This is a genomic window from Sphingobacterium sp. WOUb80, assembly GCF_050058145.1.
GTDB lineage: Bacteria > Bacteroidota > Bacteroidia > Sphingobacteriales > Sphingobacteriaceae > Sphingobacterium.
On the sequence record NZ_CP165617.1, the window covers coordinates 6,360,451 to 6,382,789 of the forward strand.

At 39.6% G+C, this 22,339-nt stretch carries 21 protein-coding genes; 7 read left to right on the plus strand and 14 right to left on the minus strand.

Annotated elements, in window-relative coordinates; translation table 11 throughout:
* Positions 1-123: 123 nt before the first annotated feature.
* The 4 genes from AB1Z56_RS26215 to AB1Z56_RS26230 all read right to left on the minus strand — a co-directional run bounded on the left by AB1Z56_RS26215 (position 124) and on the right by AB1Z56_RS26230 (position 3,484).
* A complete protein-coding gene (locus AB1Z56_RS26215) occupies positions 124-1,332 on the minus strand; it encodes a serine hydrolase (RefSeq protein ID WP_309366575.1) in 1,209 nt (402 codons plus the stop codon).
* Between the two features lie 123 nt (positions 1,333-1,455).
* Complete coding sequence (locus AB1Z56_RS26220) at positions 1,456-2,022, minus strand: hypothetical protein (protein WP_426790536.1); 567 nt, start codon at positions 2,020-2,022, stop codon at positions 1,456-1,458.
* A gap of 82 nt (positions 2,023-2,104) precedes the next feature.
* Entirely contained in the window at positions 2,105-2,599 is a 495-nt protein-coding gene (locus AB1Z56_RS26225) for a dihydrofolate reductase (RefSeq protein ID WP_309366579.1), read from the minus strand.
* Positions 2,600-2,662: 63 nt separating this feature from the next.
* Entirely contained in the window at positions 2,663-3,484 is an 822-nt protein-coding gene (locus tag AB1Z56_RS26230; protein ID WP_309366581.1) for a thymidylate synthase, read from the minus strand.
* Positions 3,485-3,751: 267 nt separating this feature from the next.
* On the opposite strand from AB1Z56_RS26230, the gene mtaB reads away from it, so the two are divergent.
* Positions 3,752-5,074 (plus strand): tRNA (N(6)-L-threonylcarbamoyladenosine(37)-C(2))-methylthiotransferase MtaB, encoded by a 1,323-nt coding sequence (mtaB, locus tag AB1Z56_RS26235; protein WP_309366583.1) that lies wholly within the window; start codon positions 3,752-3,754, stop codon positions 5,072-5,074.
* A gap of 159 nt (positions 5,075-5,233) precedes the next feature.
* On the opposite strand, the gene AB1Z56_RS26240 is transcribed toward mtaB, so the two are convergent.
* Positions 5,234-6,130 (minus strand): EamA family transporter, encoded by an 897-nt coding sequence (locus AB1Z56_RS26240; RefSeq protein WP_426790537.1) that lies wholly within the window; start codon positions 6,128-6,130, stop codon positions 5,234-5,236.
* Between the two features lie 176 nt (positions 6,131-6,306).
* Between AB1Z56_RS26240 and AB1Z56_RS26245 the strand changes: the two genes are divergently transcribed.
* The 3 genes from AB1Z56_RS26245 (at position 6,307) to AB1Z56_RS26255 (ending at position 9,377) form a co-directional block, all read left to right on the plus strand.
* Positions 6,307-6,879 (plus strand): C40 family peptidase, encoded by a 573-nt coding sequence (locus AB1Z56_RS26245; RefSeq protein ID WP_309366587.1) that lies wholly within the window; start codon positions 6,307-6,309, stop codon positions 6,877-6,879.
* A gap of 91 nt (positions 6,880-6,970) precedes the next feature.
* A complete protein-coding gene (locus AB1Z56_RS26250) occupies positions 6,971-7,474 on the plus strand; it encodes a hypothetical protein (RefSeq protein WP_312339053.1) in 504 nt (167 codons plus the stop codon).
* 343 nt (positions 7,475-7,817) lie between these two features.
* On the plus strand, positions 7,818-9,377 hold the full coding sequence (locus AB1Z56_RS26255) for a calcineurin-like phosphoesterase C-terminal domain-containing protein (RefSeq protein WP_426790538.1): 1,560 nt from the start codon (positions 7,818-7,820) through the stop codon (positions 9,375-9,377).
* Between the two features lie 387 nt (positions 9,378-9,764).
* On the opposite strand, the gene AB1Z56_RS26260 is transcribed toward AB1Z56_RS26255, so the two are convergent.
* From AB1Z56_RS26260 to AB1Z56_RS26280, 5 genes are all read right to left on the minus strand, one after another.
* Positions 9,765-11,090 (minus strand): mechanosensitive ion channel family protein, encoded by a 1,326-nt coding sequence (locus AB1Z56_RS26260; RefSeq protein ID WP_426790539.1) that lies wholly within the window; start codon positions 11,088-11,090, stop codon positions 9,765-9,767.
* A 39-nt stretch (positions 11,091-11,129) separates the two neighbouring features.
* Positions 11,130-12,500, minus strand: a complete 1,371-nt coding sequence (locus AB1Z56_RS26265) for a nucleoside permease (protein WP_309366594.1) — start codon at positions 12,498-12,500, stop codon at positions 11,130-11,132.
* 45 nt (positions 12,501-12,545) lie between these two features.
* Complete coding sequence (locus tag AB1Z56_RS26270; RefSeq protein WP_046674002.1) at positions 12,546-13,172, minus strand: bifunctional nuclease domain-containing protein; 627 nt, start codon at positions 13,170-13,172, stop codon at positions 12,546-12,548.
* A 115-nt stretch (positions 13,173-13,287) separates the two neighbouring features.
* Positions 13,288-14,262: an electron transfer flavoprotein subunit alpha/FixB family protein gene (locus AB1Z56_RS26275; protein ID WP_426790540.1), complete on the minus strand. Its 975-nt coding sequence runs from the start codon at positions 14,260-14,262 to the stop codon at positions 13,288-13,290.
* A gap of 20 nt (positions 14,263-14,282) precedes the next feature.
* On the minus strand, positions 14,283-15,020 hold the full coding sequence (locus AB1Z56_RS26280; RefSeq protein WP_426790541.1) for an electron transfer flavoprotein subunit beta/FixA family protein: 738 nt from the start codon (positions 15,018-15,020) through the stop codon (positions 14,283-14,285).
* A 401-nt stretch (positions 15,021-15,421) separates the two neighbouring features.
* Here AB1Z56_RS26280 and AB1Z56_RS26285 point away from each other — a divergent pair, with 401 nt between their 5' ends.
* Both AB1Z56_RS26285 and AB1Z56_RS26290 read left to right on the plus strand, forming a co-directional pair.
* Entirely contained in the window at positions 15,422-15,754 is a 333-nt protein-coding gene (locus AB1Z56_RS26285; RefSeq protein ID WP_309366602.1) for a tetratricopeptide repeat protein, read from the plus strand.
* Positions 15,755-15,837: 83 nt separating this feature from the next.
* Complete coding sequence (locus AB1Z56_RS26290; protein WP_309366604.1) at positions 15,838-16,257, plus strand: copper resistance protein NlpE; 420 nt, start codon at positions 15,838-15,840, stop codon at positions 16,255-16,257.
* 170 nt (positions 16,258-16,427) lie between these two features.
* On the opposite strand, the gene AB1Z56_RS26295 is transcribed toward AB1Z56_RS26290, so the two are convergent.
* The 4 genes from AB1Z56_RS26295 to rsmI form a co-directional block, all read right to left on the minus strand.
* Complete coding sequence (locus AB1Z56_RS26295) at positions 16,428-17,564, minus strand: cysteine desulfurase family protein (RefSeq protein WP_426790542.1); 1,137 nt, start codon at positions 17,562-17,564, stop codon at positions 16,428-16,430.
* A 215-nt stretch (positions 17,565-17,779) separates the two neighbouring features.
* Positions 17,780-19,402, minus strand: coding sequence for an apolipoprotein N-acyltransferase (gene lnt, locus AB1Z56_RS26300; RefSeq protein WP_426790543.1), 1,623 nt, complete (start codon positions 19,400-19,402; stop codon positions 17,780-17,782).
* A gap of 23 nt (positions 19,403-19,425) precedes the next feature.
* On the minus strand, positions 19,426-20,187 hold the full coding sequence (locus AB1Z56_RS26305) for a PH domain-containing protein (protein ID WP_309366610.1): 762 nt from the start codon (positions 20,185-20,187) through the stop codon (positions 19,426-19,428).
* A gap of 36 nt (positions 20,188-20,223) precedes the next feature.
* Positions 20,224-20,889 carry a 16S rRNA (cytidine(1402)-2'-O)-methyltransferase gene (rsmI, locus tag AB1Z56_RS26310; RefSeq protein ID WP_309366612.1) on the minus strand — a complete coding sequence of 222 codons (666 nt, stop codon included), beginning with the start codon at positions 20,887-20,889 and terminating at the stop codon, positions 20,224-20,226.
* 111 nt (positions 20,890-21,000) lie between these two features.
* On the opposite strand from rsmI, the gene AB1Z56_RS26315 reads away from it, so the two are divergent.
* Positions 21,001-22,074, plus strand: coding sequence for a class I fructose-bisphosphate aldolase (locus AB1Z56_RS26315; protein ID WP_309366613.1), 1,074 nt, complete (start codon positions 21,001-21,003; stop codon positions 22,072-22,074).
* Positions 22,075-22,339 lie beyond the last annotated feature (265 nt).

The window sequence follows — 22,339 nt, forward strand, 5'->3', positions numbered from 1 at the left end:
ATTGTCCTTTTTTTAATGGGCCTGAAACGAGGGTTTGTGGGATTGCAGCGGATAAAAATATGCAGCGGTAAGTAAAAATACAAAAAGAAGGCTTTCAAAAATTGAAAGCCTTCTTTTTGTATTTTATTTTCTGAAATCAAACTTAGATAGGTCAGGTTTAAATTTTTTCACCCTTTTTAGCTCTTCCTGATAGATTACCTGCCCGATATTTTTTAAAAATGGGTAGGTTACCGTTTCGTATTCATAGAGTCCATCGTTGTAGATGCCATTTTCATTGGACTGCACAACAACAGCGAGCATAAATTCTACCCCATGTTCGAAATCAACAATATAGGCATTGTCAATATTATAGCCATAAGAATCGCCATACTTGTTGAAGATCCGGATGTTGGGATTTAAGGTTGCATTTTTTTCGCGACCATAAAAAAGGAGCTTGCTATACGTTGGCCAGAATTCTGTTGAGTCATATTTCGGGAAATCCGATTCAAAGGGGTAGCGCGACATATAGTCATAGAGTAGGGCATAATCCTCTTTTTTTAGATTAAATCTATCTTTAGGCTGAAACACTTCAGGAAATAACAATTTCTTCAGGATGAGCTGTTGATCTTCAAGTGCGTAGACATTAAGCCCCTCAAAACTCCATGGCTCATGGACTAGCTCATCTTTGTCATTCATATAGCCCTTTCCTTGAAGGGTATTTGATAGTTCTATGGTATAGTCTTTGGGATCGAACTGTGCTTCTTGCTTATATATAATATCCTTCTCATTGTAAAAGGTGATCGGGTTGGTATGTTTGGCCCAGATGCCCTTGTCACCTATAGCGAGACGGTTGACGATCCGGCTGTATTGAGTGCCGTATTTTTTAAGTTTTGCATTGAGCTCAGCACGGCCAATAAATTCAAAGAGCCTGTTCTGGGCATCGTTGTCGCTGGTCAATAGGATTTTTTTTACATATTGCGCTACGGAAGGAAGACCATTGGCAGCAGATTCGTCAACGGATACTCTTGTCTGTTTCTCGAAGGCAGAATCAATGCGTAGCGGAGTGTCTTTGCTGAGACCGGCAATCTGTAGGTCATTGATTTTTTCCAGTGCTAGAATTGCTGTCGGAAGTTTTACGGTACTTGCCGGATAAAAATACCAATGTGGATTAAGGCGATAGCTATAGGTTTTAAAATGCGGTATATTAGATTTATCACGATCAATCCGCGTGTAAAGGATCTGTACCTCGTTTTTAGTCGGATGACTTAATATCTTCTGAAATAGATCCGGATGGCTTTGAAGCAGCTTTTCCAAGTATATGGTGTCTACCTTTTGAGCGTATGCATCTGACATGAATAAGATAAAAATGAGGGTTAAAAATTTGTGTATGTGCCTAATCATTTCGTGTTTTAAATTTTCAAGACAGGTAAATCAAAAGAAAGCTTAATTAAATCTAAGTCTTACGCTTGTGTAGCCTTATCGGTTAAATTCTTCTATGGCTTTTAAGAGCTGGTCTTTCAATAGCAGCTTCTTTGCTTTTTCATTTTCCTGAACATAAGGCTCTAGGGTCTCTTTTTTTAGTGGTAAAATTTCATTCGCCTTTTCCATCTTGAAATGCGATATCGCGGGCTGATTGATATCAGCGGTCATGCTATAGCGACGGATTCGCCTTTCGTAACTAACGGTGTCCACCAAAAATAACCAGCAGCTATCTTGTGGAATGCCTTTAATTTTCTTATTCCAATAATCTATCCGATAAATTTCTTTTGTTTGATCTGGTGTTACGGTGTATTTTTTGCCTTTTTCCCGCCAAGATATCTCACTGGGTTTGGTTGCCGTTCTCAATTTTATTTTGGTTTTTGAAACGACAGTGCTGTCATTTTTTAAAACGATATAAAATTTGTACCTACTGCTAATCGGTTCGCGGTCGAAAGAATAGAGCATCGGAGCATACGACCCTGGTATCGTAATATTTCCTCCTGGTGTACGCATACTGGATGGGGGACGAAATTGCGCAGAAACTTGCGACAGATTACTTAGCATAACAAGCCCGAAACATAACATAGACAATGCATAACTGGACGTTCCGGAGCATGTACGCAACTTGTTTTTAATACACATGAATCTATTTTCTTGTATAAACCTCAAAGGTATAAGCAAATGCATGTTTCTCATCGGCCTGATGTGAATCTGAAGAAACTAATTCCCATTCTTCGGCGGGTAATTCAGGAAAGAAAGCATCTCCTTTGATGGTTGTATGCACCCGTGTTAAAAGCACTTTGTTCGCCAGTGGAAGGGCCTGTTGATAGATGTTTGCGCCGCCAATAATAAATACCTCACGTTCGTCACGGCAATATAAAAGTGCCTCCTGGATACTATTGGCGACATCAATATCTTCGCCCTGAAAATTTGCGTTGCGTGTGATGACAATATTCCTTCTGTCCGGCAATGCTTTGCCAATGGCTTCAAAGGTTTTTCTACCCATCAGAACCGAGTGCTCAATGGTATTTTTTTTGAAATATTTAAAATCGTTGGGTAAATGCCAGGGCATCTGGTTATCGATGCCAATCGCATTGTTTTCCGAAGCAGCTACGATTAATGTGATCGTTGGATTACTCATTTTTGATAGGGTGATTAGTCGTCCTCTAATATAACGTTATTGCAAAATTGTCAGCCTTGATTACTAAACGGCCACCGGCGCTTTGATATGCGGGTGTGATTCGTAGTTTAACAATTCAAAATCTTCGAATTTAAACGCAAAAATATCGTTCACGTCAGGATTAATTTTTAGTTGCGGCAGGGGTTTTGGATCCCGGCTCAACTGTAATTCCGTTTGCTCAAAGTGATTGCTATAAATATGTGCGTCGCCCAGGGTATGAATAAATTCTGCCGCTTCCATATCACACACTTGGGCAACCATCATAGTCAGAAGTGCGTATGAAGCAATATTAAAAGGTACCCCCAAGAATATATCTGCGCTACGCTGATAGAGTTGACAGGACAATTGTGGTTTAAAAATTCCTTTTTCAGGTTGTGCTGGAGCGACATAAAATTGAAAAAAAGCATGGCAGGGCGGTAATGCCATATGCTCTATTTCGGCGACATTCCATGCAGATACAATAATACGACGGGAATCTGGCGTATTTTTGAGCTGGTTGATAACTTGTGCGATCTGATCGATATGACGGCCATCGGGTGTCGGCCAAGAACGCCATTGTGATCCATATACAGGACCTAAATTTCCTTGTTCGTCAGCCCATTCATCCCAAATGCTTACGCCATTTTCTTTGAGATACTGAATATTGGTTTCACCTTTTAGAAACCAGATCAACTCATGGATAATGGATCGCAGGTGTAATTTTTTGGTAGTAACCAAAGGAAAACCTTCCTGAAGGTTGAAACGCATCTGATATCCAAAGACACTTTTGGTGCCCGTGCCTGTACGATCTGTCTTTACAACACCATTCGTATATACATGTCTGAGTAAATCTAAATATTGTTTCATCTGTAAAAAAGTAATTATTAAATACTAAATATCAATGCTATCATCGAACTGTAATGGATCGAATAGCGCTATTTTATATGTTTGATTCTCAATCGGAGGGTATTTGAATACATGATGTTCGAATTGATTTCTTCAGCCATTAATAAGCTATTGATGCATTCAGCCTTTCAAGATAGTCAAAACTAAGGAAAATCCTTATAACGAGAAAGTCAAAACTTAAAATGATAAGAGGGGTTACTGAAAAAAAATGTAATTTTGCAAAATATTATGGAGAATAAAAAAGTAGCTTTTTATACACTTGGATGTAAACTGAATTATTCGGAGACATCATCCATTGGTCGTTTATTTAAAGATGCGGGCTATGATACCACTGCGTTCAATAGCCGTGCAGACGTTTATGTAATCAATACATGTTCGGTAACGGATAATGCAGACAAGAAGTGTAGAAAAGTAGTGAAGGAAGCTTTAAAGCACTCTCCCAATGCTTATATTACGATTGTTGGCTGTTATGCGCAGCTAAAACCAAAAGAGATTGCAGAGATTCCCGGAGTGGATATGGTCTTAGGTGCAGCTGAAAAGTTTAATATCATTGAGCATATCAATGATTTGACGAAACAGGAAAAAACGATTGTTTATAATGGTCCAATCGATGAGACCAATCAATTTGTCTCGGCTTATTCGATTGGTGATCGTACGCGTACCTTCCTAAAAGTACAGGATGGGTGCGATTATTCATGCACATTTTGTACGATTCCTTTGGCACGTGGCGGAAGCCGCTCGGGTAAGATCGAAGATATTGTCCGTCAAGCGGAAGAAATTGCAGCATCAGGTGTCAAAGAAATCGTTTTGACAGGCGTAAACATTGGCGATTTTGGTATTCGGGATGGCAAGCGTGAAGACCGATTCTTGGATTTGGTACGGGCATTGGATGAAGTCGAAGGAATTGATAGAATTCGTATCTCCTCGATAGAACCCAATCTTCTTTCCAATGATATTATTGAGTTTGTGGCACAATCAAAACGTTTTGTTCCACATTTCCATATGCCATTGCAGTCTGGAAGTAATAAAATTCTGAGTTTGATGCGCAGAAGATACAAAAGAGAGCTTTACACGGAGCGCGTCGCATTTATCAAGTCATTGATGCCTAATTGCTGTATTGGTGTTGACGTTATTGTCGGATTTCCGGGAGAAACACGTGAAGACTTTATCGATACATACAATTTCTTGAATGATATGGATATTTCTTATCTGCATGTCTTTACTTATTCAGAAAGAGAGAATACCATTGCTGCTCAAATGGACGGTGCTGTACCGGGAGTTCAACGTAGTGACCGAAGCAAAATGTTGCACATCCTTTCGGAGAAGAAGCGCCGTGCTTTTTATGAGTCACAGCTTGGTGAGACTGGTGATGTTTTGTTTGAGGCTGACGAGAAAGACGGTTATATGCATGGTTTTTCTAAAAACTATGTCAAAGTACGGACCTTATACGATCCATTATTGGTGAATGAGGTCGTGCCAGTTAAATTTATGGAAGTAACGGATTCCTGTGAAGTGGAGGTGGAAGAAATTCCGGAGACATTGGCACATTAGTCCACGAAAGATTTATAACATAAAAAAAGGCAATCTTATTAGAGAAGATTGCCTTTTTTCATTAAAGGGAATTCCATAATTCCCCCGTTGATTGCAGTATGCTGTTGTATTTCTGATCAAATTGACGGCAGGAATCTGACCGGAAGTTGATCGGTACCTCTAATGCGTACTGCTCTTTGCAGCGTTCAACCAGATGACGGTACCCAAGATCAAAAGTACGCCGAGCCATTGTATTGTAGATACACTTTCATGAAGTATAAAAAACGACATACAGGTGGCTACAGGCAGTTCAGCCGAACTCAATATTCCGCCTAAGGAGAAGCCCGTTTTGGGTAAGCCATAAGCAAATAATAAAGGCGGGATGACGGTGCCGAATAGCGAAAGGATCAAGCCAAAATAGAGGAAGTTACCATCAAATTGACCATTCCATAAATAGGCCGGTGGAAACAAGGTGAAGACCAGTATACAGGACCCCGTTACCATAATAGCGCTTTTTTGAATAGGGTGATAGTCATTGCCGACACGACCATTGACGATCATGAAGACCGAATAGGCAGTCGCTGCTAATAGACCAAATAAGACACCTGTTAAGTTGAGGTGTTGTAATCCTTTTTCAAGAAGTCCAGTCGCTAATAATGTTGCAATGAGTACAATGCCAATGCCGATCAGGTTGTTTTTTGAAGGCTTTGCCTTGAAAAAGATAAACTCGATCACCACACCAATCCAGATATACTGCATCAACAGTACAATCGCCAACGAGGCGGGAACGAGCTGTACACATTTGTAATAGAGAATACTCACCAAACCAGTCGAAGTACCACTGATTAATATCTTGATCCATGAAGATTTCTTGCTTGAAGAGTGAAATGACTTTGCAGAAAAGACTTTGATGACAATATAGATAAGCCACAGTATAAGCATGCCAAACAATACCTGAATTCCCGTTACCTCTCCTAAAGTCAACCCTTTACCATAGGCTTTTTTAACAAACGTTGATAGTATCCCAAAACTACTCGCACCTAAAAAGACAGCTAATGCACCTTTTAATTTTTCCATTCTCAAATAAATTAGGCGTCAAAGTTACGATTTCTGAACAATTCTTTTTCTTATCTGACGTTCTTATCAAGAAAAGCAATCCCCGGGGGGCAAGCAAATTTATTGCATATAAACAGCAATTTAATTAAGTTTGTTGTGCAAGTAAGTTTGTTAAGCAAGAACGTAAATCGAACAGCATGAGTGTCAGATCTTATTTTATCTTCTTTTTAGGTGCAGTTCTATTTTTGAGCAGTTGTTCAACGAAGAAAAAGGTACTTAGCTCCAATACACATTCTTCCAATGGTTCTGTTTTGACAGATGCGAGTTCAGCGCGCGGAAAAACCTTTTCCGGATCACGGCTTGACAATTATGCAGACTTACTCAATGTGAGTACCAAAAAACTAAATCCGCACCTTTACTCATTTATCGACGATTGGATGGGGATACCGCATCGTATGGGTGGACAGACCAAATCGGGGGTAGATTGCTCGGGATTTGTTAATTTGCTCTATATCGAAGTATACAAAGGGAATTTGCCGCGGACTTCACGTGACATGGAAGGGATAGTAAAAAGAAAAAAGGTCGATAAACTTGAAGAGGGAGATCTCGTTTTCTTTTCTTTCGGACGAAATGGGATAGATCATGTGGGGGTATATCTTCATAATAATAAGTTTGTTCATGTTTCAACACGCAAAGGCGTTATTATCTCTGATCTTTCTGACAGTTGGTATGCCAAGACCTTTGTTGACGCGGGCTCTCCAAATATCTAAACACGTGAATTTCATGTAGGTTTTATGTCATATCTTGACATAAACTTTTATACCCTATATAAATCCTTATTTTTGTCAAAATTTTATAGAAATGACAATAAAGAGTAAGAAGATTTTTTTGGGCCTTTGTATTATTGTGCCGTTTTTGATGTATTGTGTTTATTACTATAGTAATATGATCAAAAATGCCCCTTTTCGTTTTGCTGATTTTGAATCCATAGAATTCAAATACGGCGAGCCGAACCATATGGTCAACGAATACAATTCAAAAACGCGTATCTATAAATATTTAGACAAAAAAGATTCTTTAATTACCGATACTGTAAAATTTACAAAAGACGATTTATTGTACTTGCATCGCAAAGCAATGGAGCTCGGCTTTTGGAATCTGGATACAGATATGACAGGTCCCGAATGGCAGCAGGATTCGACAAATTCTAAGGTTCCACGTTTTTATCTGGAGTTCAACTATAAAGATAAATCTAAACATGTAACTTTAGATGCAGATTTCGCAGGTAATCCTCGTATGCATGACGCCGCAAAATCAATGATTGATGAAATCAACCGCATGCTGGCAACTGCGCAAGCAAGATAGTTAAAAAATAGACACTGAAGGTAAAAGGAGAAATCAAGCAATTGGTTTCTCTTTTTTTGTGCCCAATATCCGTCTGAAAACAAAGGGGGAGGAAGGATTTAAGTAGTTAACAATATCCATATTAATAGGGGTTTTATACGGACTTAATAGGGACCTGATAGGGACCTCATTCGGATAAAATCGTATAAAATACGGATAAAGTCCCTATAACTTTAGTATTAAATATGTATTAATAAATAAGTTGATATGATATTATACCCTTTGTTTCTTGATGAATTCTTGATATTCTCTTTATACTCCTTTAACCTGAATCGAATACTTTAGCGCCAAAACAAAATTTCATATGAAAGCATTTTTGGCATTAGCAATTTCCTGGGCATGCGTCAACGCTGTACAGGCACAAGATGTTGCAAAAGGAAAAGTTTATCTGGACGTAAACAAAAACGGAAAATTGGATAAAAACGAAAAGGGCCTTGCATCCGTTGCTGTTAGTAATGGACGTGAGGTGACGACAACTGATAAAGATGGTAATTATCAGTTGCCCATTGGAAATGATAACATCATTTTCGTGATTAAACCGACAGGATATGCTTTGCCTTTGGATGAAAATAATCATCCAAAATTCTATTATATCCATAAGTTAAACGGTAGTCCAGTTTCAAAATACCCTGCTGTTGCTGCTACAGGAAAAATCCCGGCTGCTGTAAATTTTGCATTGTACCAGCAAGAAGAGGATCCTAACTTTTCAGCTTTTGTTTTTGGTGATCCACAAGCTTACACGGAGGAAGAGCTGGCTTATTTCAAAAATGGTGTTATCAATGAAATTTCCGATAAGACAATTGCGAAATTTGGCATCAGCTTAGGCGACTTGGTGGGGGACGATCTTTCACTTCAACCAAAATATAAATCGGTGATTTCCACGATGGGCTTACCATGGTATAATGTCATGGGAAACCACGATATGAACTATGATGCTAAAGTGGATAGTCTTTCCGATGAATCGTTCGAGCAAACTTTTGGTCCCAATAACTATGCGTTCAACTATGGAAACACGCATTTTATCATTCTCGATAATATCATTTATCCGAATCCACGGACAGGTAAAGGCTATTTAGGCGGATTTCGTAAAGATCAGCTTGATTTTGTGGAAAATGACTTAAAAAACGTTGCTAAAGACAAATTGATTGTGTTGGCATTCCATATTCCTTTATATCATCAAAACTCGGATGTCTTTCGTAACGAAGATAGACAACGTCTGTTCGATATTTTGGCTCCCTTTAAGCACAGCTTGTCTTTATCCGCGCATACCCACTTTCAGCGCCAATATTTTTATGGACAAAAGGACGGATGGAAACAAGAAAAGCCACATCACGAATATAATGTGGGTACAACTTCTGGCGACTGGTATTCGGGTGAGTTGAATGACAAAGGAATTCCTGTTTCTACGATGCGAGATGGTACACCAAAAGGGTATGCCATTTTAAAAATCGAGGGTAACCAATACAGTTTTGATTATAAGGTTGTAGGTAAACCCGCTACTTATCAGATAGATCTGTATGGTGCTTCGGTAGTTCCAGAAAAGTACACAAAGAGATATCCAATCTACGCTAATTTTTTTATTGGAAAGGAAGGTGACAAGGTAACTTATAGAATCAATCAGGGCGAATGGAAAGAAATGGACTTTGTCAATGAAAACGATCCAGCATTTCTAAATTCTTTGGCGAAGTACGATACAGCAACCGAATTAAAGAATACCCGTAGACCTTCAAACCCTGAAAAATCCAGTCACTTGTGGACGGCTAATTTGCCAAAACTCAAAGCTGGTAAAAATCAGATTGAGGTTCAAGCGGTTGATCTTTTCAATAGAGTACACCTAGCAACGAAGACTATTGAGGTGAGATAAATAACCGACTGTAGAGTTGTTTTAAGTTTAAAGATAGCTTAAGATGCACTTAACATAACCATCCTATATTTGTGTAGAGTAATTTTTGATTCATAAAGAGTTAGGGTTAATGTGTAGATCTGTTGTGAAACACGTCTGAAAATTTAGTTTGTTTTTAAAGTGAAGGTAATCTCCCCAGATTACCTTTCACTGTTTTTAGACCTTTCACTTTAAATTATGCTGCCAAAATTTAAGTCCTTATACTACAATCTATTTTTACACTTTATTCGGTTTGCAGCTACAAACTTTGTTAAACCGTTAACCTGGTATATGAATGTTAGTGCGGTAGCTGCTTTTTTTTCTGAAAGCGACTGATGTTATTCGCCGGAAAGAATTTTCAGTTCGCTTCTACCGCTGTTGGTCTGCGAAGTCATGAAGGCTTTGTTGCCGGATAACATGCCGTAAATCATCCGATGCGGGATTTTCAAAGATCTCCAGATCAAAGTATTTTGTGGCGGCAAATAGGTGGTCGAATACGTCCGAAACGATTCCTTCATAATATTCCCAGCGGATGTCGTTTACAAAGAAATATAGCTCGACTGGAACACCATGTTCGGTAGAGGCAAGCTGACGCACCATCAAAGGCATGGTCTTGTGGATATTGGGATTCTGCCGCAGATAGGTGAGCGTATAAGCTCTGAACATTCCTAAATTAGTCATTTTTCGACCGTTTATGGGACTAGACTGATCGATCTGTCGTTCCGTATTGAATTCGTCAATTGTTTTGGCACGCTCTTCGATATAAGGCCTGAGGATCTGTATATTTTTGAGCCTTTCAATTTCTTCATTTTCCAAAAAGCGAATCGTGGAAATTTTGATATTTATGGCCCGATTTAAGCGCCTTCCGCCCGACTGCTGCATGCCCCTGTAATTTTTGAACGAATCCGACAATAACGTATGTGTTGGTATTGTGGTAATGGTCTTATCAAAGTTCTGTACTTTCACATTATTGAGGTTAATCTCTTTGACCGTTCCATCAGCACCATATTTGGGCATTTCTATCCAATCGCCTACACGGATGGAATCATTGGCCGAAACTTGTATACTGGCAACAAATCCCAGTATAGTGTCTTTGAATACCAACATCAAGATTGCTGACGCGGCACCCAAGGATAATAAGAAGGACCAGGGCGATTTTCCTGTTAATATCGAAAAGCAGATCGTCCCACCGATAAATAATAGGATAATCTGACAGACCTGTAAATAACTTTCCAGGGGCTTGTCGGCAAAAGATTTTTTCATGCGCAACATATCCCGTAAACTTTTCAGGAGCGAATGAATAATCATTAAACTGACGACAGTCGTCGCTATGTCAAGTACTTTATTGCTATTTTCTTTCCAGGTTGGAAACCCCATGAAGATAATGGGCATGATATATTGTGCCACTAAGATCGGGACAAAATGAGCAATAAGTTTCAGTGTTTTATTGCGGATCAATAGGTCATCAAAGCGGTTTGTACTACGTCTGATCGCTTTGATCGTTAACAGTAATAATGTTCTTTTGGTGAAATAGTCAATGATGATCAAAAACAAGACAACCAGTAAGAGCAAAACAATAGAGTTAACAAAATGACTGCTCTGATTATCGAGGCCAAGTTGTTTAATCCATTGAAATGTCCAGTTATAGATGTGGGATTGGGAATCTTTGAATAATTCCGTTGCTGTACTTTGCATGCTACAAATATACAAAAAGCCGCAATTAGCGGCTTTTTGTTATTTTGAATTTAGCGGTTCACGCTCGTGTTTATGTCTAAAGAATGCAGCAAAGAAGATGGCTATAACCAAGGTGTAGATGGCAAAAGCTAGCCAGATATCATGCCAGTCTTTTAGCATGAGGTTACCGCTTAACATGCCGTCAGGTAAGATTGAAATACTCTTTTCCTGCAGAAAATGTAGAAAATGGGTATTGTCGATTGTTGTATCCAGGTATTGTGCGAGATCTTTGCTGTTTTGAAAACTTTTGGTAAAGTAGTGGTCAATGATCCAACCTGATGCAAAACTGCCTACAACGGCACCAAAACCATTTGTCATCATCATAAACAAGCCTTGTGCCGAGCTGCGGATGCTTGATGTTGTCGAGGTTTCGACAAATAAGGAACCTGAGATATTGAAGAAATCAAATGCCATACCATAGACAATGCAGGATAATACAATCATCCAAAGTCCGCCTGCAGGGTCACCAAATGAGAATAATCCAAAACGTAATACCCAGGCAAACATCGAAATCAGCATGACCTTTTTTATACCGAATCTTTTGAGGAAAAATGGAATAGCAAGAATAAAAAGTGTCTCGGATATCTGCGAAATCGACATAATGATAGTCGAATATTTCACAACGAAAGATTCTGCAAATTTAGGGTAGAATTTAAATTCATCCAAAAATACATCACCATAGGCATTGGTCAATTGGAGTGCGGCACCTAAGAACATGGAAAAAATAAAGAATAAAGCCATTTTATAATTTCCAAAAAGTTTAAATGCTTCCAAGCCTAATAGTTGTGTCCAGGAAGCATCTTCCTGTTGTAATTTTTTCGGTGGACATTTAGGTAATGTAAAAGCATAGAGACTTAAGGCCAAGGCTGCGGTTCCGGCGATATAAAATTGATAAGCTGTAGCCTTGTTGCCGGTTAAATTGGTAATCCACATGGCGACGATAAAGCCTATCGTTCCGAATACCCGGATAGGCGGGAATGCCTTGACCAAATCGTAGTTATTTTCATTCAATGCCGTATATGCAATGGAGTTGGATAGGGCCAAAGTCGGCATATAAAAACACATCGCCGCAAGCATTGCATAAAAAAAGGTGTTTGGATCATTTACCTGCGGTAAATAGAATAAAACACCTGCATAACATAAGTGAAGAATAAAATATAATCTTTCGGCATTTATCCAACGATCGGCGATAATTCCCATCAGGGTAGGCATAAATAAAGAAGCGATCCCCATGGTTGCGAAAATAGCTCCAAATTGTGTACCATCCCATTGTTTTGTGCCAAACCAATAGTTTGCTATTGTAATCAACCATGCCCCCCAGACAAAGAACTGAAAGAAGCTCATAATGGTCAATCTTAATTTAATAGACATAAATCGATGTTATTTAAAATTTTTGTTTCGCTTTAATGAAAGGAGTTATTTTCTTTTGGAAATCTCATCCCTAATCAAGGCGGCCTGCTCGTAGTTTTCTTCGGTCAATGCCTGATTAAGTGCTTGCTCCAGTTGCTCATCTGTCAACGAGGAGAAAGGGTTTTGTGGGGATTTTGAAGGCGTTTTTTCTTCGACCTCAACAACACTTGGATCCTGAACTTTGTTGGATTTGTCCAGGTTTTCCAAAAATGCAAACTCATGTCCTTCAATGATAATTCCAGCAGAGGACATAATAAATTCGTAGGCATAGATCGGCGCTTCAAACCGTACAGCCAATGCAACAGCATCGGATGTGCGGGCATCAATCTCGACAATCTTATTGCCGTCGGAACAGATAATTTTAGCATAAAATATACCTTCAATCAAATTATAGATCAGTACTTCAATGAGTTTAATACCAAAAGAATCTGCAAAAGATTGAAATAGGTCGTGTGTGAGCGGACGACTAGGAATCATTTTCTCTATCCGAATAGCAATAGCCTGAGCTTCATGGCTGCCGATAATGATGGGCAATCTTCTGTTGCCCTCCACTTCTCCCAATACAAGAGCATAAGCGCCAGATTGTGTTTGACTATAGGATAAACCAACGATATCTAATCTGATTTTCTTCATTTTAATTCCAAAGCGGTCTACAAACTTAGATAAATTTGCTTTTATATGCAATTATAACAACTAAAAACTCCCCATTCATTTTGGATAAATGGGGAGAATATATCGGATGAAAGCTTTAAATACCTTTGTAAGCCTTCAATGCCTGCGTTAATTTCGGAACGACGTCGAAGGCATCGCCTACAATTCCATAGTCGGCCACTTTGAAAAAGGGCGCTTCTGGATCTTTGTTGATGACAACGATTGTTTTAGAAGAGCTTACTCCAGCCAAATGCTGGATTGCTCCGGAGATACCAATTGCAATATAAAGATTGGGGCTCACCACAATACCTGTCTGGCCAACGTGCTCTGAATGGGGGCGCCAGCCAGCATCGGATACTGGTTTTGAACAGGCTGTAGCTGCGCCAAGCACATCGGCGAGTTCTTCAATCATTCCCCAGTTTTCAGGTCCTTTTAGTCCACGGCCCGCAGAGACGACGATTTCAGCTTCCGGTAGGGAAATTTTGTCTGTTGCACGAACAATTTCTTTGACTAAGGTTGTAAAATCGAGTTGATCAATATTTGGCGCGAAAGTTTCGACTGTCGCCGTGCCACCAACTTCTTTGGTTTCGTAAGCATTTGGACTTAAAGCGATCACTTTGGTGGCCGAAGTAAGCTCTAGTGTCGCGAAAGCCTTATTGGAAAATGCAGTTTTTTTGACAGTTAGTTTGTCGCCATTGATTGTCGGTAATTCGAGTGCGCCATCGGCAAGACCAGCCTCCAATTTGGCTGCAATACGTGGAGCAAGTCCTTTGCCCGAAAACGAGTTGGATAGGACAAGTAGCTTGGTACCAGTGCTTTTGACAGCCTCAGCGATGATGCTTGCATAGGCCTGATTTACAAAAGAAGTAAGCCGTTCGTTATCGACATTTAATACTTTGGAAGCACCATACTTGCCCAAACCAGCAAGTTCGTCTTCAGCAACATTCCCGATTGAAATGGCAACAAGGTCAGTCTGTATGTTATCGGCGATGGATTTTGCGTAAGAAACAACTTCAAAAGCTGATTTTTTGAACTTCCCATCGGTATTTTCTACATATACTAGTATAGACATAGTGTTTTAGCGTTTAAAGATTAAATAACTTTAGCTTCGTCGTGAAGAAGAGAAACTAATTTTTCCACCTCGGAAGCGTCAACAAGTTTGACCGTACCCCGTGGAGCAGGTGTCTCGTAGCTGACAATGTGTTCAAGAACGTCTATAGTGGAAGGTTCCAGCACATCTAATGGTTTCGTACGCGCACTCATAATACCACGCATATTCGGTATTTTTGGCTCGGCAACACCTTCTGCTGTACCAATGACGATTGGCAACTTTGCTGTCAATACTTCTTTTCCACCTTCAATCTCGCGCTCAACTGTGACTGCGTCGCCCGAAATGTCAACTTTTTTGGCAATGGAAACAGAAGGGATATGCAGCAGTTCTCCTACGATTGCCCCCACTTGAGCACCGTTATAGTCGATGGATTCACGGCCAGTTAAAATTAAGTCAAATGCATTGTCTTTGGCATATTGTGCAATTTGATTCGCGACAAACCAAGCATCGCGCGGAACGGCGTTAATCCGTACAGCATTGTCTGCGCCAATTGCCAATGCTTTTCGAATGGTTGCATCTGTAGATGCATCGCCCACATTGATGACAGTTACGGTTCCTTTTCCACCTTCGGCCAACTCAACTGCTTTGGATAAAGCAATTTCATCATAAGGGTTTATAATGAATTGTACACCAGCTGTATTAAATGCAGTGTTGTCATTTGTAAAAGTGATTTTGGATGTAGTGTCAGGGACATTACTTATACAAACTAATATTTTCATATACGATTGGTTTTACTCAAACTTACCATATTTTCTTTCAATTAAAAAGCGTTAGGGCGTTTTAAATTCTGCTAAAGAGTCTTCTTGTGATTTTGATGAATTTTTAATTTTACCAGCTCTTTTCTTGTATTTTTTTTGATGTGATATGATATTGAGGTGTTTTGTTGTTTTTTTTGTAAAATTTTATTTTAAATAGCTGGTTTTTGACAATAGATTTACTACGTCAGTAAATTGTCATTTTATATGCTAGCATAGTAATTTTAGGTGTCCGCGCAAAATTTGTCCGAGGTTCGGTTTGGAAAAGCTTTTGGGTACTTCGGAAAGGGCGGTGATTATTTTAGGGGATACACAATTAAATTGCATATAAAATGCAATTTGTCTAAGTTTGAAATAAAAAAGATATGTCGACACGATTGGATCAACTGAATGAATTTTTGAAAGAGAGCCCCGAAGATCCTTTTTTAAAATACGCGATTGCAGCGGAATATCTCAAGCAGGAGAATGAGCAAGAGGCCATGTCAAGATTTGAGAATTTAGTACAGACGGACCCAGATTATGTAGGAACCTATTATCACTTGGGTAAGCTATACGAAAAACTGAATAAACAGGAACTAGCGACTGCTATTTATAGAGCCGGAATTGAGATCGCTCGTAAGACCCGCAATTTCCATGCTTTGGGCGAGTTACAGGGTGCGTTATCATTTATAACAGACGAAGATGAAGATGATTTTTAATCTTTTCTAAATTTTTGGTATTTAATTTGTTATGAATTTATTGGTGTAACTGTTAGATGCTGTTTTTTTGAATTTGGAATGAGATGAAAAGGTATATTTGGATTGTGGGTTTGTTGTTGACAATTGGAATGGTGGGATGTGATAATCCCAAACAAAGTGTGGCTGCCTATAAGGATAATTTACAAGACCTTAAAGGAAGAGATAAGGCGGAAGTAGTAATTGGAGAATATAAAGGTATCATGCCTTGTGCGGATTGTGATGGGATTGAAACACTTATTTCATTACATGCTGACAACACCTACCAATATTCATCCAAATATCTAAATAAGAGTGATGATGTCTTTGTGCGGGAGGGAAAATGGAAATTGGACGGCAATATCGTCACATTGGATGGGGTTGATTATAAATTCAAACTAGGAAATCGGATACTCAGTCAGCTGGATCTCTCTGGAAATGACATTACGGGCGATATTTCCAAATATTATGTATTGACAAAAAATTGATATGTAGCCTAAGGGATATATTAAAACATAAAAAGCCGAAAGTATACTTTCGGCTTTTTATGTTTTTGGATTTATAGCTGTTTTTCGGCTATAGATAAGTTCTTTCTCGCTGCAAGCCTGATAATTTATTCTTCACTTGCGGGTCATTCTTGAAGCTTTACCTGTAAGTGCTATTTGTTCTTTGTACAAAGTTCTTTCAACGTTGCTACCACAAAATCGACTTCTTCCTTTGTATTATGCTTGCAGAATGAAAAACGAACTGAAGGACGTTCTGAGCTGGATTTGATAGCACCTAATACATGCGATCCGATGTCTGTGCCTGAACTGCAGGCGCTGCCACCCGAGCAAGATATACCTGCAATATCCAGATTGAATAAGAGCATGTCGGCAAGGTCGCTGCAAGGGAATGAAACATTCAGTACAGTATACAATGATTTTTCGGGTTCAATAACACCATTAAAATCAATATCTGGGATCGCTTTTTGCAATTCGTCGATCATATAAGATTTTAGATTTTGAATATAAGCGTGATGTTCATCCATGTGCTCATAGGCAAGTTCCAGGGCTTTGGCAAGTCCTGCTATACCATAGACATTTTCTGTTCCACCGCGCATGTTGCGTTCCTGCGCTCCGCCATAGATCAATGGTTTGATCTTGTTATTGGCATTGATATAAAGAAAACCAACTCCTTTTGGACCATGGAATTTATGTGCAGCTCCTGTTATAAAATCTATTTTAAGACTGCCAAGATCGTGGGGATAATGACCCATAGTCTGTACAGTATCCGAATGGAATATCGCATTATATTTTTGACATAATTCGGCGATACGTTGAATATCGTTGAGATTTCCGATTTCATTGTTAGCATGCATAATGGAAACGAAGGTACGCGGATTGGTACTTAAAAGTTCTTCCAGCTGGTTGAGGTTTAAATTACCTTTTTCGTCAACTTCCAATAAATCAAGGTGTACTTTACCGGCTTTCTCCAGCTCCTCTAAAGTATGCAATACCGCATGGTGCTCTATTGGTGAGGTGATGGCATGGCTTATCCCAAAGTCGGCAATTGACCTGACAATGGCCATATTGTCGGCTTCGGTTCCACCCGATGTGAAGAATATCTCTGCTGGAGATACATGAAGTAGATTGGCAATCGTTTTACGAGCTTTTTCTACAATTGTTTTTACTTGTCGTCCGTGACTATGGATAGAAGATGGATTTCCAAAGTTATTGTCCATCACATCGACCATTACTTTTATTACTTCAGGATCTAAGGCTGTAGTCGCTGCATTATCAAAATATACTTGCATGCTGCAAAATTACAAATCTCCAAAGTAAATTAAAGGTATTAAATGACTTATTTTTATCATTTTATTTTCCTAATTATAGCTGATAGGTGTTGGCGTGATGGGGTCTCGTTAGAATTAGGTTCTTTTTGCCGTAAATGGTATAGGAGGAGTAATTTTCCGATCTGATAAAAAAATATAGCGCCAATCTATTATTTCAGTTTGGCGCTACTTTTTATTTAGATAAGTTCTTTTTTTCGTCTGACCGCGATGAGCATCACAATTCCTCCAATCGCGAGCGCCAAACCCAAATAGGCCGCAATATCACCTGCTTGTGTGTAGAAAGTAATTTCTTCATTTAAATTAATTTCCTGATTTAAGGCTGTAGGCTGCCACCATTTGGTCTGCTGTATAATATCGCCACGTTGGTTGATAAAGCCAGAAATCCCTGTATTGGCTGAGCGAGCAACCCAGCGGCGGTTTTCAATCGCTCTGAGTTTCGCATATTGTAAATGCTGGTCTTTACCCGAAGTATTGCCCCACCAGCCATCGTTGGTAATGATCGCTATAAATTGAGCGCCTTTTTTGACGTATTTAGAAACATAATTGCCCCAAATGGATTCATAACAGATTACGGGTGCAGCACCAATACCACTCTGGGCATAGAATACCGAAGGTTCAGCCTGTTTTCCATAGCCCCCTGTGGTACCACCGAATGCTTTAAATAAAGGTTTCAAGAAGTTCATCGCTGCGCCAAAAGGCATTTGCTCTACGCCCGGCACGAGTTTGGACTTATGGTAAAACTGTAGTTTGGAGGAATAATCGATCAATGTTGCGGCATTGAAATTATCCTGATATACATTAGGAGCTATTTCACGCGCAGTAGGTGTTTTTGCATAGTTGTACAACTGATAACTTTCAATACCTGAAAGTACATTGCCATTTTTATATTGATCTAAAAATTTTAAGATACGCTGGTATGAATAGGTTTCACGAAAACTTTCCTCATCAAAATAGCCGTTCTGTGAAAGTGCAGTTTCAGGCCAGATAAAAAACTCCGTATTGGGTTTGGCGACTGAACTTGATAAGGAGAGTAAGGTATTTAATTGTTCCTCAGGACTTAAATTGAATTTAATATAAGGGTCAATATTCGGTTGAACGACCACAATCTGTGCCGGGTTTTGGTGTTCTTCGTAGTTGAAATACCGCATTAACGAGTAGGCGCTAGGAAGTAGCAATACTGCAGCTAAAGAAGCAATCGGAACAATCTTACGTTTGATCGGATAAAGTCCTTTTCGATTGAGATAAAGTGTAAATACCAAGATATTGACCAGCCAGATCCATATTGTTCCGCCATAGACACCTGTGATGTCATACCATTGTATCAATTGGTGGAAACTTGCGAAACCGTTGCCTAATGTCATCCAAGGGAAGGCTAAATCCCAGGATTCGTGTAGAAATTCATAGCTTATCCAGAATCCCATTAACCCGAAAAGGGATAACAGGATGTTCGTTTTACGTCGTAATTGCGCATATAGCCGAAAAGCCAGTGCCATTAGAGCAGCGCCAAGACAAAAAGGGATCAGACTGATCACAACAGCGGCAAATGGCGGCATAACTGCCGAAATGGAGTTATATACCCAGTAAATTGAGGCCGTGTTCCAGACAACTGCGGTGAGTCCTGCAGTAAGAAATACTTTTCGGCCTTTCTTTTTGAAAGTTTCACTGCGGATAATATTTTCCACAGCAATGAGTAAAGGCACAAAACCAATAAATAACAATGGACTGGAATAAGGGATTGGAGGCCAACCCAACCACAATAAAAAGGCACTTAAAAGTGCCAGTAGATAGTTGTTTTTCACTATATATTTTCTCCCATTTATGATTATAAACTGGATAAAACTTCTCTCTTTTTACTCTCGTATTCCTCTTGGGTAATCAATTGTTTGTCGAAGAGTGTCTTTAATTTTTTGAGCTTTAAGGTAATTTCATCATCTTCCTCTTCTTTTGCGGCAGTTGGTGGGACGATAGGAGCTGCCGAAACTGGAGGAACAGTAGGGGTAGATCCGATCGGTTGCTGTGCCTGAATAGGCGCCGGTGGAGTTGGCTGAGCAGACCCATAAGATTGTGGTGCTGATGGGGCAGGTGCAGTGACCGCTGGCTGAACCGGTATATTACTTTCTGGCCGTTCAAAAACCACTTCCTTCGCAACTGTTGGAGCGATGACTATTTTTTCTTTTTCGGCAGCTAATTCGGCTTTTTTATAATTTTCAAGAGCGGCTTTAATATATTGATACAGCTTTCTGGCCTGAACTTTTGGGATATAGTCTATACTTAGATTTTCTCCTGTAAAAGGGATAACCGTAACTTTCGATCCAAATATCTCCTCTTTGAAGGCGATATCTTTGATATCTTGCCAACCAAAGATTTCAAAATCAGTAGCCAAGCCAAGTTTAGTAAATTCACACATAAAAATGCGTTTATTACTGATGGTGATACTGTCTGGTAAAATGGTTACTGCAGGTTTTTTTTGAACTGCAATATAATCTATTTTTTCCCCTGGAGTAAGCATATCTTGGACTTTAGTAACCAATTTTTCAATGATTTTTATGTCCTGCCCGTCCTGTGCAAATTGTTCCATGTTCATGTCAAATACTTTTTAATACCTAAAGATTGTCAAAATTTATTCCAATCCCGCTACACAAAATACAAATTCTCCTTTAATCGGATTGTTTTCAAAGTGTAATTTTAAATCAGTTAATGTTCCGCGAACATTTTCTTCATAGAGTTTGCTCAATTCCCGTGATATCGAAGCTTGTCTTTCAGCTCCAAAAACTGTGATAAATTCTTCTATGGTTTTAAGAATACGATGTGGCGACTCGTAAAAGATCATCGTTCGTTTTTCTTCTGCTAAAGCTTTTAAGCGTGTTTGTCTACCTTTTTTTACGGGTAGGAAACCTTCAAAACAAAAACGGTCGTTGGGAAGTCCCGAATTGACAAGCGCAGGCACGAAAGCTGTTGCACCTGGTAAGCACTGTACTTCGAGTCCTTCTTTAATGGCCTCACGTACCAATAAAAAACCCGGATCCGAGATCGCTGGTGTCCCTGCGTCCGAAATTAATGCAATGTTTTGCCCTTCTTTCAAGAATTTAATGATTTCAGATACGGCTTTATGTTCATTGTGCTGATGATGCGCAAATACCTTTTTGTCGATTCCAAAATGCTTCAATAGCGGAGCACTGGTCCTTGTATCCTCTGCTAAGATGAGGTCCACTTCTTTCAGGACATTGATCGCACGGAGCGTCATGTCCTCCAGATTGCCAATAGGTGTTGGAACTAAATATAACATGGTCAAAGTTAAGTTTTTTTTACTATATAATTTGCGCTAAAACATTCTGTGCTTTTTGGAGTTCTATTTTAAAGATAATGGTAAACTCCATCACTTTATTTTAAATAAATTATGCAATACATTGAAAAAATACAAGCACATCTAGGTGCTGAAGCGAGTTATTTGTTAGAATTTGATCAACCCGCAGTTCCCAAAACAATGCTTCATCTTCCACAAGCGGCATTTATCGACCAAGTATATAGTTCAAGTGATCGGAGCCCTCAGGTCTTGCGGAGTTTGGGTCAACTTTTTGGAACGGGGCGGTTAGCCAATACCGGGTATCTTTCGATATTGCCAGTGGATCAGGGTATCGAACACAGTGCCGGAGCTTCTTTTGCTCCGAATCCGCAGTATTTTGATCCAGAAAATATTGTGAAACTGGCCTTGGAGGGAAATTGTAATGCTGTAGCTTCTACCTTTGGTGTTTTGGGCGCTGTTGCCCGAAAGTATGCACATAAGATTCCGTTTTTGGTTAAAATCAATCATAATGAACTATTGACCTATCCTAATCGAGCCGATCAAATCTTGTACGGAACAATTCGTGAGGCCTGGAATATGGGGGCTGTTGCGGTAGGGGCAACGATTTACTTCGGGTCTGAGGAATCCGACCGTCAGATTATAGAAGTGGCAAAAGCGTTTGAGGAAGCCCATTCCTTGGGAATGGCGACGGTATTATGGTGTTATCTGCGCAACTCGGCTTTTAAAGTAGGGGATAAAGATTATCACTTAGCAGCGGATCTTACCGGACAGGCCAATCATTTGGGCGTAACAATTAAAGCGGATATTATCAAGCAAAAACTCCCCGAGTTGAATGGCGGTTTCAAAGCACTGAATATGGGCAAAAGCAGTTATGGAAAGCTGGATGAACGTATGTATACACAGCTTTCTTCCGATCATCCTATTGATCTATGTCGCTACCAGGTCCTCAATTGCTTTGCCGGTAGGGCAGGATTGATCAACTCTGGCGGGGCTTCCGGACAGAATGATATACAGGAAGCTGTAAAAACAGCGGTTATCAACAAGCGTGCAGGTGGCACAGGTTTGATCTCCGGCCGTAAGGCTTTTCAAAAGCCAATGAATGAAGGTGTAGAGCTACTACACGCCATTCAGGATGTTTATTTATGCGATGCGGTAAGCATAGCTTAGCAAATGCGCGTTCCATGAGTCTATCAGGTTGAATCTTACGACAGGGTTTGTCATATAGATCGAATTGTAGAGCGTATCGATTAGCAGTCTAATGGATACGCTCTTTCTATAGATTATAGCTTGTAAATACCGATCCCGTTGAAGATCAGTCTTCAATAGGTTGACGGATGTTAACCGGTGCGGTGCAATGGAAATAGAGAGCCGCAAAGCAGCTAAAAAGGCTTTTGGATGGTGGTTTAGGAATAAAATTGCTTGTAAATAAAGG